The organism is Alicyclobacillus hesperidum subsp. aegles, from assembly GCF_027923525.1.
GTDB lineage: Bacteria > Bacillota > Bacilli > Alicyclobacillales > Alicyclobacillaceae > Alicyclobacillus > Alicyclobacillus aegles.
Window position 1 is genome coordinate 1 of the sequence record NZ_BSBJ01000002.1, and the last position, 13,189, is coordinate 13,189.

Annotated in this window: 9 protein-coding genes and 1 other annotated feature; all 9 genes read right to left on the bottom strand. The window is 50.9% G+C overall.

Annotated elements, in window-relative coordinates; translation table 11 throughout:
- Positions 1–37 precede the first annotated feature (37 nt).
- Positions 38–1,243: a GerAB/ArcD/ProY family transporter gene (locus QMF38_RS00890; RefSeq protein WP_281758306.1), complete on the bottom strand. Its 1,206-nt coding sequence runs from the start codon at positions 1,241–1,243 to the stop codon at positions 38–40.
- Between the two features lie 49 nt (positions 1,244–1,292).
- Positions 1,293–2,375, bottom strand: coding sequence for a GerAB/ArcD/ProY family transporter (locus QMF38_RS00895; protein WP_083496183.1), 1,083 nt, complete (start codon positions 2,373–2,375; stop codon positions 1,293–1,295).
- Between the two features lie 236 nt (positions 2,376–2,611).
- The gene (locus tag QMF38_RS00900; RefSeq protein ID WP_058095229.1) at positions 2,612–3,829 is read right to left on the bottom strand and encodes a Ger(x)C family spore germination protein; all 1,218 of its coding nucleotides are present in this window, start codon (positions 3,827–3,829) and stop codon (positions 2,612–2,614) included.
- Entirely contained in the window at positions 3,826–5,412 is a 1,587-nt protein-coding gene (locus QMF38_RS00905; protein WP_232302332.1) for a spore germination protein, read from the bottom strand. Before QMF38_RS00905 ends, QMF38_RS00900 begins: the two co-directional genes overlap by 4 nt.
- A 217-nt stretch (positions 5,413–5,629) precedes the next feature.
- Positions 5,630–6,631 (bottom strand): glycoside hydrolase family 15 protein, encoded by a 1,002-nt coding sequence (locus tag QMF38_RS00910; RefSeq protein ID WP_281758312.1) that lies wholly within the window; start codon positions 6,629–6,631, stop codon positions 5,630–5,632.
- A 108-nt stretch (positions 6,632–6,739) separates the two neighbouring features.
- Positions 6,740–7,498 carry a nucleotidyltransferase family protein gene (locus QMF38_RS00915; protein ID WP_281758313.1) on the bottom strand — a complete coding sequence of 253 codons (759 nt, stop codon included), beginning with the start codon at positions 7,496–7,498 and terminating at the stop codon, positions 6,740–6,742.
- A 116-nt stretch (positions 7,499–7,614) separates the two neighbouring features.
- Positions 7,615–10,428 carry a 1,4-alpha-glucan branching protein domain-containing protein gene (locus QMF38_RS00920; protein WP_058095226.1) on the bottom strand — a complete coding sequence of 938 codons (2,814 nt, stop codon included), beginning with the start codon at positions 10,426–10,428 and terminating at the stop codon, positions 7,615–7,617.
- A gap of 23 nt (positions 10,429–10,451) precedes the next feature.
- Positions 10,452–11,015, bottom strand: coding sequence for a DUF4912 domain-containing protein (locus QMF38_RS00925; RefSeq protein WP_157057261.1), 564 nt, complete (start codon positions 11,013–11,015; stop codon positions 10,452–10,454).
- A gap of 175 nt (positions 11,016–11,190) precedes the next feature.
- Positions 11,191–12,876 (bottom strand): 2-isopropylmalate synthase, encoded by a 1,686-nt coding sequence (locus QMF38_RS00930; RefSeq protein ID WP_281758315.1) that lies wholly within the window; start codon positions 12,874–12,876, stop codon positions 11,191–11,193.
- A gap of 60 nt (positions 12,877–12,936) precedes the next feature.
- Positions 12,937–13,174 (bottom strand) — a binding site (T-box leader).
- Between the last annotated feature and the right edge of the window lie 15 nt (positions 13,175–13,189).

Genomic DNA, 13,189 nt, shown 5'->3' on the forward strand with positions numbered 1-13,189 from the left:
TCTGATGAAGAAGGCGGCTTTATCCGCGTAGGAGGAGCTACCTTGCAAGCACAGAACGCAAAAAAAAAAGACAATTAAACAAAAAAGGGGCTGTACCCTTCCCCCATCTTACAATGGGTTTTGGGACAGCCCCTCTTTCGTCTTGAACTGTCGTTAGGCGTTTTCGCTTTGATTTGATGGCCATTGCGACGATGGATAGCAGCGGGATGGCGATAAACGTGACTGCGAAATAAACGGGAACCGTATATGAGATAAAGTATTGAACATCGCTTGAACTGCTGAACAGAACCGTCGCTCCACACCACACCAACATTCCTCCTGCCAGTGTCGTAACACGGTGCGAGGACAGGCGAAATAAATCTTTCATTCCGATACACCATGCGTAGTGGAAGACAGCGACCTTTACAAATATGGTCGAAATTACGGCAATCACGTACAACGTATCGAGGCGCTCAAGAAACCTCCCGACTCGAATATTACGTACGGCCTCCAATACCGGATAGCTCAAGTAATGAGTCGATGGCCCAACGACGCCAATAGTGAGAACAGTCACGAGCGTTAAGATAACAGTAGCCAATCCACCTGCAACCGCAACATCGCGAGCTGCATACCGCGTATTTCGCAAAAATACAATGAATTGAAGGCCAATGACCAGTTCCAGTGCATAATCAAAGTTCGATACGATGCCACCTCGTAACACTGGCGTCCAGCCATCAGCAAGCACTGGAAGCAATTCATGAACGTCCATATGCTGCATGGATAAAAAGAACAAGATGGGTGCAATAAGCATCGCCAATGGCGTGATGAATTCAGCATCGCGCATTACGACTTCTACACCCATATAAACAGCATAGACAACTGCCAACATGGCGAACGCGCCGACCATATATTCAGGTGTCTTGGGCAGAATGGTGGTACCAACGAAAATCTCCGCTTCTCGAACAACGGTGCAATTTGTAACGTACAAACAGATCAAAAACCAAACTCCAAGAATGCGTCCAACCCATGGACCGCAGGCTCTCACCACAGCGCTGGTGAATGACAGATTTGCAAAAGAACGGGCGAACATCCATGTGACGATTACAACAGCGCACACACCAATCAAGAATAACAAGCTACTGATCCATGCGTCGCGTACGGTAAATTGTGCAACCGCCGCGGGAACGGTGACTATGCCTGTGCCAAGAATGCACCAAATCAAAGCGATAATAAATTGGTCTCGTGAAATTTGAGCCTTAGTCATTGTCCACCGCCCTCAAATGAATTCCTGAATACGTGGGTTGACCTCGTCGCTACGAATTTCTCCTCACCTTGTGCGCGAACACAGCAAGCATGGGCATCAATAAAAGCGTGCATACAGCGTAAGCTGGACCTGTATAAAAAATGAATTGTTGTACGTCATCGGCATCCGCAAACAGCACGTTTGCACCGCCCCATACCAATAAGGCTCCAGGAAACACAGTCACACGATGAGACGACAATCGGAATACATCCTTCATGCCAGTACACCATGCATAGTGGCAGACTGCCATTTTAATGAATATGGTTGTAATCACCGCAATCACATATAGAGTGTCCATTCGTTCAAGAAAACGGCCCACGCGAATGGTGCGGATAGCCTCTAGCACCGGATAACTTAAGTATTGTGTAGAAGAACCCACTACACCTACCGTTAGGATCGTAACCGTCGTTAAGACAACAGTAATCACTATGGTTGCAACGAAGATATCACTTGCCACTGATTGGCTACGATGTACAAATGGACTGAATTGGAGAACTATGATCATTTCCAATGCATAAACAAGGATCGAAACAACGCCCCCGCGCAGAACGGGTGTCCACCCATCGGCTAACACAGGGAGCACCTCGTGAATGTCCATGTGTTGCATGGATAAAACAAAAAGGATGGGTGCTATCAACATGACCAATGGTGTAATGAACTCCGCGTCTCGCATAACCACTTCGATACCCATGTACACTGCATATACAACGGCAACCAAAGCGAAAGCCCCTAATACATACTCCGGCGTTTTTGGTAGAATCGTCGTCCCAACAAACACCTCAGCCTCGCGAACGACGGTGCAATTTGTAATGTATAGCCCTGCCAAGAACCAGATGGCAAACGCACGCCCTACCCACGGACCAAAAGCATCGATTAGAGCGTGTGTCAAGGATCGTTTTGGAAAGAATCTCGTGAAGACGGCCGTGACCAAGGCCACCATGACTCCTCCAACAGAGAAAAGCATGGTACTTATCCAAGCGTCACGAACAGTAAACTGGGCTATGGCTGTTGGAATGGCGACAATCCCTGTACCAACCACGCACCATGTCAGAGCAGTAATCAGTTGTGTTCTTGATATTCGGATATCGGACAACTAACCACCCACCTCCTATAAAATGTGATATAACCACTTCGTTGGTGGACGAAATAATGCATCGATCGGAGCCAGTAAGTGAACTTTTGAGAATAGATTCATCTCATACCCCACCGCCATGCCTAACGATAGACCTATAAGCCCTATATAAAGCGCGACTTCACGTCGTTTCGCCGTTCGTAAAGAAGACCAATCGATCACGACCATCGATAGAGACGCCACAAGCGATAACCAAATCACTGTGCCACCTCCGCCGTTGTTGCTCCACTGCGTGAAACGGTTGACTCTGGAGTGTTCAATGACAAGTTGGCGCGAACAATCTGGACGTTCGCTCTGTACTCCACAGATATTTTCGGAAATGCAGACAGCCACGTGGGGCTCATTTTTCGCCAATAGCCCGGACTTTGTAAGAATATTCGTTTACCAAATTGGCACGCATCTACATCGTCTTGTTGGAGCTTCAGAAGCGCGTTTCGCATGCTGCGCTCAATATCTGACGAAGCCATGATACTGAGTTGTTTTAGCTTTACATCGTCCAGCTTCTCATGTGGACATAACTGCTCAATCTCTGCCCTCGCGTCCACATCCAGATGTACACTTAAATTGTCGTGATCAGGTCGCGCGTAAAAACGGGTCTTTGACCCAAGAATCCGGATGGTTGTGCCAGTCCCATCGCCCGCCCCGGTACAGGGCATCCGCAACGCAATTTGACGCGTTCTCCCGAGCAGCCAACCCAACCCTTGCATTTCGTCAACGGACAGGGTGTCCACCATGTGATCAGCACGGAAGATAGCTACACCTTTAAGGGCTGGATGACCCAGTTGATTCAGTCCTATTAAGGCCATCACAGGCGATTGAGAAGGCGATAGGTATTGTTCCATCACGTGCTGTTGTTCCGATTGCACGAAACGCAACTCTGTAGAGGACTGTTCCACGAGCTCACGTATGCCTAATGCATTTAGTGGCTCAGGATCGACTGAAGCTGAAAGCACGTCGGTAACCGGATCCGGGGTCACGAGAAACAGTTGATTGCGACGAAAGGCTCGATTGCGCTCAAAGTAGTCCAACGCCCGGTCAATGCCGTTTCTCGCATAGGTCTCGCCAAACAAAACCAGCATATTTTGCGCAAGATATACAGAATGGGGAATTTCCCTTTCGAATTTACCTATTGCATCTTCGATGGAAATTCCCGTTTCTTGCCGTACAATCACCGGCTGTCTGCTACCGCTCGAGCTTGATCCCCCATCACTGGACGAAGGTGCACTCGCCGGATTGACGAATTCGGCTGTCACACTGACGTGGTGATCTTTGGTCTCATCAATACCTAACGCAAGTGCTAGGTTCATGTCATCCACTTCACGAATGTCGTAACAACCTGGTAAGAGAAAGGCAGAGAGAACAACCATGACAATTACAACTGCACGCCTCGGTGTCCAGCGCGCTTCACGTATCATGACTCGCTCAAATCCCAACCGGAAGCTTTTTTCTGTTTCGGCACTGGCGTACGGTTACTCACTTGGTTCACGGTCTCTAAGTGTGTAGGACGGCGCTTCATCGCAAACCACGGAGCCCGAATAAACATGTCTTTCATGTCCGACCAGCTGAAAGGTGCGATTGGCGCCATATAAGGCACACCAAACGATCGAAGCGATACTAGATGGGTGACGAGTATAAGTGAAAGGATCAGGATCCCAACCAGACCACATATCCCAGCTGCAACGACAAATGCAAATTGTATTAGCCGACTGGAATTTACGAATCCGTATGCTGGCAAGGCGAATGAGGCTACCCCCGTGCCCGCAATGACGATAACCATTCCAGGTGACACGAGACCCGCACGCACGGCTGAATCTCCGACAATGAGCGTGCCCACAATACTTACAGATTGACCTACGGCTCTGGGTAACCGCGTGCCCGCTTCACGTAAAACCTCAAAAACCATCAACATAAGCAACGCTTCAATAATTGTTGGGAATGGGATACCTCTGTGTTGCGCTGCCACGGTGACAAGCAGTGGCGTGGGAAGCAGGTCTTGATTGTAGGACAAAAGTGCGACATACAACGCTGGCAGCAATAGCGATGTCCAGTAGGCAACGTGTCTGAGCATGCGGATAAAAAGTGTCAATGTGTAGTGAAAGTAATAATCATCGACAGCCACTAGGAAGTGAATGAATTGGGCAGGAACAAGCAAACAATTTGGTGAACCATCGACCATAATTGCAATCCTGCCTTGTAACAGGTTTCCGCATACTCGATCTGGCCGTTCGGTTTCTTCTGTAGTCGGAAATAGTGTAAATGGTGCATCCCCTATCAGTTCACGCAATTTATTGATATCATTAAGGCCATCGACCGAAATGTTGTGAATCCGACGCATGGCTTCTTGCACCAATGTGGGTTTAGCTATTCCCTCGATATACACCACACAGACAGTTGAGTTGGAGTATTCCCCGACTCTTACAGATTCTGCTTTAAGCCGCGGACTTCGTATACGCTTGCGCAACAGCGCAAGATTTTTGTCAAGCTGTTCGATAAATGCCTCTTGAGGACCTTCCAGCGTTGGTTCATTCTCAGCCTTGTTAATCGAACGTCCAGGGGCATCACTCACGTCAAGTACCAGTGCCTGAGATTTCCCCCGCATCCAGAGTACGACCTGACCATCGGCAACAGCCGCATTCAACTGGGATTTCGTCGAAATTTCGCGTATATTCACTGTGTACAGGATGGACACAAGGTCGTTCATTTGGATGCGACGGCGCGACACTTGCGCGAGCGGTTGAAGAATCCCGCTTTCCAAACGCACCAAATCGACCAATCCACGCAACCAGACTAACGTGATGTTTTCCCCGGCCACCTCCAGTTCACGCGTCTGCAAGTCACTACAGTGGCCCCATTCCGCATCAAGCCATGCTCGCATGATATCTGACCGATCCGGTATCTGCACATCGCCGTCTGCAATGGCTTCACTCCACCCCATAGCCGTAATCGTAGGGCTTCTATGTTGAACATCCTTCACTCGGCGAAATCGTGCAAACACCATATCCCCTCCCGACATCTGACTTGCCATAGAATGTGTATATTTGCCATGCAAAATACACAATTGCCAGAGTTTCAATCCTCGCACCCAGTGCCCTCCGCCCGTACCTACAACATCGCCCCAAAACAAACATCAGGCAGCCTGGTTTCGTCCAGGCCGCCTAATGTAATCATCGAGCCCCTACCTATACCCAATTTGTACCCATGGACGCAACGGCCGTTTATGGCAACTGGTTTACCAGCCTATCCAAGATCAAATACAGAGAATGTGCCCAACCAAGCGGTGTATTCTCATTCGGTATCCTCTGAACTGGGAGATACAACTCTGGTATCAAACCTTCTGGTGTCATGACCCTTTGCGTCCACTCCCAATACCGACGGGCCGCATCGCCGTCGCCAAGCGTCGCGTGACACAGCCCCAACCAAGGTAATCCCATGCACCATTCCGCTTCCCGCCCGTTATCGGCGTAATAACGATCACCCGCGTACCGAATGACTCCATACTCGCGGAGCAAGTGGCTTTCCACACGCTGAACGATCGCGCGGGCGATCTCTTTAGGTAGTAAGCGGTACGGATACACGAGACTTAGTTGTGCCAAATCGACGTCATGCGTCGCGCTTTCCTGGGGGAGAAGCCGCCAAAGGGACACCATACCCTCACGAATCGTCGGGAAATCGACATCAAAGAACGGTTTGACGGCAAGTAACCCGGCCACGCATGCGCCTACGCTACTTGCGTGCAATTCGACGGTTTCCTCCCACATCCCGTTGTCCTTGTCGCTCCAGTAGGCAAGCGTTTTCAGGTAGCGGATCAATAGACGAACGAGATTTGCGTCCTCTGTGTCACGCAACATGGATCGATTTCGCTGCAGGCCGGTGCCAATACCGTACAAGAAGAGGCCGATGGCATCATTCTGCGCATTGCCCCATGGTTCATGAATTTCTTCCAAAGTATCTGCCGTATATCTCGGGTGAATATATTGATAGACTGCCTCCGGACGCCGGTCGGCATGAAACGCAATTTTCCAAGCGTATTTTTTCCATATGTCGAATATACTGTGGTATATCTGCTCGTACTCATCGTTGTCTTGATCCAATTTCGATAAGGAAACATAACAGTTATCGCGAATCCAAATGAAGTGATAGGTGTCGGATGGGCTGGCTAGGTAAAGACCGTTCTGTCTACGCAAACTGTCCAGGCCTTGCTGTACACGTTCTCGCATAAAGAACGCCCTCCCTTCCCCATTACACTAAGCACTTGGAAAGGAGGGCGTGCAATATTTGGGCACTTGTTACAGGTCTCGTTGTTATACAACAACACTCTTTAGGCGTTACGCGAGTTCAACAGGCACTTGTACTTCAGCGGGCAAATGGATGCGGACTTTGCCTTGCAGCATGTCGATTTGCGACTGATAGTACTGCTGCAGCGTTCCGACGTCTGACCAGTAACCATCTGCTGCATATCCGTACAGCGGGACACCAGCCTTGAGCAACATGGGAAACAGTTCTTTCCCAAAATCAAATGGGCGATTCTCAGGAACATAATCCAAAACTTCTGGCTCAAGAATGTAAATTCCGGTATTGATCCAATAGTTCTTCCCTTGTATAAACGTTTTGGGCTTCTCTATAAACTGCGTGATGCATCCACTATCGTCCGTCGACACGACGCCGTAGCCAAGCGGACAAGCGACTTGTTTTAAGAGTATGGTCACAGGAACACGCCGCTTGCGGTGGGCGGCGATAGCCTTCGACAAATCAAAGTCAGTGAGTCCGTCTCCACTCATCACGATGAATGTGTCGTCAAGTTTTGGCCGCAATGGCTTAATGCCACCCGCCGTTCCGAGTGGGTGGACCTCCTCATGATAATCGATCCGTACGCCCCATTTTGCTCCATCACCAAAGTGGGAACGAATGTGTGCCGCCAAGTAACACACAGTGATCGTGATGTCTCGGATCTCGTGAGCTGCCAGCAGTTCGACGACATACTCCATCATAGGCCGATCAAGTAGCTGTAACATCGGCTTTGGCAATCGCTTCGTCAAAGGCTGTAATCTCGTCCCCTGGCCGCCTGCCATAATCACTGCGCGCATGGTCATACCCCTTTGCTGTTCAACTCAAAATCTTGTGATGTGGCAATATACACATGCAGAATTCCTGCTATGACTCACGTATCCGGTTGCATTTTTGGACAAACCAAAATTTTTTGTCACTTCGCGCCAATGGCTTGCCTCTCAGGTGCGACTTCTTCATAGATTTCCTGCGTGGCCTTTGCGATGGTTTTCCAGTCAAAACGGGCGAGGTCTGCACTTGCTGTTTCACGCAAACGACGGCGCAAGGCTGGATCGCCAAGCAAACGGCACACCTGTTGCGCGATTGATTGGGCATCGCCCGGATAGACCTTTAACCCGTTCCGATCGTGATCGACAATGTCGGACAGCCCGCCGACGTCGGACGCAACGAGCGGTGCACCGGCAGCCATAGCCTCCAATGCGACGATGCCAAATGGCTCATACAAACTTGGCACGACGACCGCGGAAGCCGTTTGCAGCAAATCATTCCGGTACTCGTCATCCACATACCCAGCAAACTCGACGTACGGATCAATCCCTAGATTGTGGCACTGTTGCTCCAATTCGCTGAGCATCGGGCCTTGCCCGACGATGACAAATCGGGTGTTGGGGAATGCCCGTAAAATGGCTGGCGCAGCGTCGAGTAAATGCTGGACGCCCTTTTCGCGCACAAGGCGCCCCACAAAGACCACCGTGGCACTTGTTCCGTCCTTTTCTTCATGCACACCGGGCATCCAACCCGCTGTAGGCAACGAGACCTGGATCCCGTTTGGCAGAATCCGCACCTTGTCAGATGGGAGCGCAAACAGCCGCTCCACTTCGCTTTGCATATACGAACTGCAGACGATCACGCGCGCTGCCTCATAGGTGAGCACCCATTCGCGATGGTGAATGTAAGCCTGTGTATCCGTATAGATACCGTGGTTGCGGCCGTGCTCGGTGGCGTGAATCGTCGCAATGAGCGGCAGTCGCCAGCGTTGTTTCAATGTCTTCGCCGCATCGGCGACGAGCCAATCGTGCGCGTGAATCACGTCGACGACCAGTCCATTCTCGGCGAGCTCCAACGCACGATCGAGCATCGCAAGATTCATCTGAAACGCAAAATCGATGAACGATCCGCCGTCGGGCTGACGCACGCTGACGCGATGGACGTGCACTCCATCAACCGTTTCCTCCAGTGGACTGTCGCCACCACCAAGCGTGATGACATGGACATCGACTCCCTGTGCTGCCATGGCACGGGCGAGATCGTAAACATGGCGCGACAAGCCCCCAACCGAGATGGGTGGGAACTCCCAGGACAGCATCAATATTGATCTCGTCGGGTCAGCTGGATGATTCTTTTCCATGGCTTGAACTCCGTTATTGCTAGATGATTGATAGAGTCGATAGTCGATATCCGGAAAAAGGTTGTCGATGGACTCCACTTGTTGCAGGAAGTCCATGTCGACATGCTTTGCCTCCACCATTTCCAAAAGAGCCAAGCATCGGTTGATGTGTTGTTTGAAACGAGACACGGCATAATTCACGCTTGTGCGCTGATCCATGATGAACGACCAGTCACTGCTTTGGGCGAGCATTAACTCGCGCGCAGCTTGATTGAGCGCCCTGTGCACCAGAGGCGATGCTTGTTCCGATCGATTGGCACTCCTCGTGAGCCGCCTTTCACACTCATGCAATGCTGGATACATCCAATCGTTGCTCCCATTTAGCCAGACCTCTCCGTATCCGTTGCGCCCCCATGAGGAAAAACCGAGATCGACGCAAGGATAATCCGGGTATAGTGCGAGGTACTCGGAGGGGGTAATCGTTTTGACTTCGCTCTGATCGAAATGAAGTTTGCGTAGTAACACGTCGAGGAAAATAGGTCCCTCGTACCACCAGTGCCCGAACAATTCCGCATCGTAGGGAGCCGTCACGACAGGCAGTCTCCCCATCTGGCCATGCATGTACGCCAACTGCTGTTGCCGATTGAACATGAAATTGCCCGCATGTTCGCACGCCTTTTCGCGGGCACGCGCGAGATCGTACGGCTCTTTGTCGGCGCCTGGACCTGTGATTCGGTAATACTTAAAACCGGTATTGACGCGAATCCCATCAGGATGAATAAATGGCTGGATGTATGCTTCATCTAAATCGAAGCCGATGTCGCGATAATACTCTCGATATTCATAGTCACCTGGGTAGCCATGTTCAGAACTCCAAACCTGACGCGAGCACTCCTCATCGCGGGCAAACGCGGCAATCCCACTGTTGCCAACGAGAACTGGGGAGAACGTACCAAACACAGGACGTGGCTGGGCCGAGGTGAACGCATGGGTGTCGACGAAGAAGTACCGAATGGAGTACTCCTGCAAATACGTGAGAACGCGTGGTGTGTACGCGCACTCGGGCAGCCAGATGCCCGGGGGTCGAAAGCCAAAACAAGATTCAAAGTTCGTGACCGCAGTGGCAATTTGAGCCCGGATGGCCGCTTCAGTCTGGATATAAGGCAGAAACGCGTGCGTGGCAGCGCTTGTGATGAGTTCAATACAACCGGCAGCATGCAGGTCTCTAAATGCGCTCACCAAGTCGCCATGGTAGTCGTCGTAGAATTGTTGAATGCCATGCAATTTCTGTCGATAGGCCTTCGCAAGCGCATGAAACTTCGCGTCCCCCCGCGTCCGCTCTACCTCGAGTTCGGCAAGCGTCAACGATTTATCTAGGTACTCCTTGTAGCGATCTTGCAGGAGCGCATCGCGCAGCATGGACAAAAGAGTCGGCGAGAGCGAGATCGTGACGCGAAAATCGACTTTATCGCGGACCAGTTGTTGAAAGACTTGAAGCAACGGGATGTAACACTCGGTCATCGCTTCAAAAAGCCAACGTTCCTCGAGCCTATCGTCGCGATCGACATGTCGTACAAATGGTAAATGAGCGTGCAAAACCAAGTTGAGATAACCATTTGGCATAGCTTGCTTCGTCCCTTTCTCGATCAGCGCGTCAGATGATAACCGTCAAATTGATCTGCATACCGCAAGCCAGGATGACCACTGATGACAGCCTGATTATTCACGCCATTGAGATCTGTGGCGGTTTCATGGTTCGCAGAAACCGATAAGGGCGCGGCGAATGTCACAGATGGCTGCACTCCGTACTCGGCGCGTGGCGGCAATGAAACCATGTTGGAGCGCAAGAGGCTGAACAGTTCTCCTTGGCTGTCAACAGCGAGATCGACGATATAATGGCGACCGGGGACGAGATTATGGATATACCAATTCGTGGTGGACGTATCGCCAATGTTCTCTTGGCGGATAAGCGGCGCGTTGTGTCCATCGAACCAGACGCCTGTGACGTCGTAAACACAAATGGTAAGAGGCATGTTCGACCAGTCGCATAGCCAGTGCTCCCCACATAGCCGACGCCAGTCATCTGTTATAAACCAATACGCAAACAAACAGGTAGGATTGATGGGAAGGCAAAACATGTGGCTTCGTTGATACGAGACGATCCAATCTTCGTTGTACAGTTGGCGTTCCACGGTGTTCGTAGACTCCACTCCTCCACTGGTGTACTGGTCCTCGCAGACTTTCGCTGTCTCGTCTACAGACCTTCACTCACACCATATGTGCAGGTACGAGAGTTCATGCGATAGATTCAATAGTAAAATGCGAAAATACGACGTGAGACAACCCGGCAGGCACACCTCCAACCGGGCTGTCTATCCCTATTTGTTAATGCTGCAGAACAAATGCTGGCATGGCCACAACCATGCGATTGACCGCACTGAATAACGCCTTGATGGAAGCATTCATAATATCTGTATCGATTCCGCATCCCCAGTGTGTCGTGCCCTCGGGATCCTCAATGCTAATGTAAGCTACAGCCCTGGAGCCTGAGCCGACCTCCAACGCATGCTCCTTATATGTTAGATTGGTGTACTGCAAGCCGAGACTCGCCTGCAAAGCGTTGCTCACAGCATCCAGGCGTCCGTTTCCGGATCCCCTGATGGTACGCGTCCGCCCATTCGTGTGTATGGTCACCGTCGTCGGATGCCCCGGCCCCTCCTCGGCTTTTATATCCGAAAATGCAATAGGCTCCGCCAGGTTGACAAACTGCTCAGTAAAGATATCTGCGATCTCGTCGACAGACAGCTCCTTTTGCAAGCGATCAGATACTCCCTTCACGGTATAACCCAAATCTTCACGCATGCGCGGCGGCAGATCAAAACCGTATTTTTGCTCGAGCAAGTAACCTATGCCGCCTTTGCCGGATTGACTGTTGATCCGAATGATGTCCCCCTCATACTCGCGCCCAATGTCCTTCGGATCGATAGGGAGATATGGCACGGTCCAATATTCACGCTCTTCTTCCTCACGCCACTTCATTCCCTTTGCGATCGCATCCTGATGGGAGCCTGAAAATGCCGTGAAGACAAGCTCTCCCGCGTACGGATGGCGCTTTCCCACCTGCATCTTGGTCAAGCGTTCGACCACCGACTGAATTTCCGGCAAATTCTCAAAATGAAGTCCCGGATCGACACCATGTGAAAACATATTGAGTGCGAGTGTGACGATATCGACATTGCCTGTGCGCTCGCCGTTGCCAAATAAGGTTCCTTCCACGCGATCCGCCCCCGCCAGCATCGCCAGTTCTGCATCGGCCACACCAGTGCCACGATCATTGTGTGGATGCACGGAGACAATGACGTGCTGACGATCGCGAAGGTGGGCGCTCATATACTCAATTTGGCTCGCGTAGACGTGCGGCAAGGAGAGTTGAACCGTCGATGGTAAATTGATGATAACCGGGCGCTCTGCAGTCGGCCTCCAAACGTCCAGGACTGCATTGCAGACGTCCAGTGCAAATTCAACCTCCGTGCCGGTGAAGCTTTCTGGGGAGTATTGAAATAGGAAATGACCCGGTGTCTCGGTCGCCAGCTGTTGACAAAGCTCCGCACCTGAAACAGCAATCTCCATGATTTCAGACTTTGGCTTGCGAAATACCTGTTCGCGCTGCGCAATTGACGTCGAATTATACAGATGGACAATGGCTCGTTTGGCCCCAGTCAGCGCTTCAAAGGTCCGGCGAATAATGTGCTCACGCGACTGTGTGAGCACTTGAATGGTGACGTCATCCGGAATCAAATCGCGTTCAATCAAGGTCCGCAAAAAGACAAATTCGGTATCAGACGCAGCGGGAAAACCAACTTCAATCTCCTTGAACCCGATATCCACGAGTAGCTGAAAATACTCGAGCTTTTCTTCGAGATTCATCGGAACGACAAGCGCCTGATTGCCATCGCGCAGATCCACGCTGCACCAAATAGGTGCCTTATCGATGTACTCCTTCTTGACCCAATTCCAGCTCGATTCCGGTGGCACACTGTACTGCCGGGTATACTTGTTCGCATTTTTCACGATGTTCCACTCCCTTTTCATCTCTTTGTCCCAACAAGTAAATAAAAAACCCCGTCTCCGGTTAGAGACGAGGCATAGTTGGCTCGCGGTACCACTCTAATTGACTTTCCATCGAAGAAAGTCCACTTTGCTTGATGGCAAACACCATCTATCCCTGTAACGTGAGAATCACGGCACACCCTACATGTCGGGCTGCAGTTCATGGGCGAGTTCAAAATGCACCTTCTGCCGATTCGCACCACCCATCGGCTCTCTGTCATCCGGCCACATTTCTACTACTCCCAATCTCCACTTTTCGCACAATTCTGTTGAA

Excerpts from the sequence above, each read along its gene's own strand:
- QMF38_RS00890 (WP_281758306.1), bottom strand. The coding sequence starts at position 1,243 with ATGACTAAGGCTCAAATTTCACGAGACCAATTTATTATCGCTTTGATT.
- QMF38_RS00900 (WP_058095229.1), bottom strand. The coding sequence starts at position 3,829 with ATGATACGTGAAGCGCGCTGGACACCGAGGCGTGCAGTTGTAATTGTC.
- QMF38_RS00905 (WP_232302332.1), bottom strand. The coding sequence starts at position 5,412 with ATGGTGTTTGCACGATTTCGCCGAGTGAAGGATGTTCAACATAGAAGC.
- QMF38_RS00910 (WP_281758312.1), bottom strand. The coding sequence starts at position 6,631 with ATGCGAGAACGTGTACAGCAAGGCCTGGACAGTTTGCGTAGACAGAAC.
- QMF38_RS00915 (WP_281758313.1), bottom strand. The coding sequence starts at position 7,498 with ATGCGCGCAGTGATTATGGCAGGCGGCCAGGGGACGAGATTACAGCCT.
- QMF38_RS00920 (WP_058095226.1), bottom strand. The coding sequence starts at position 10,428 with ATGCCAAATGGTTATCTCAACTTGGTTTTGCACGCTCATTTACCATTT.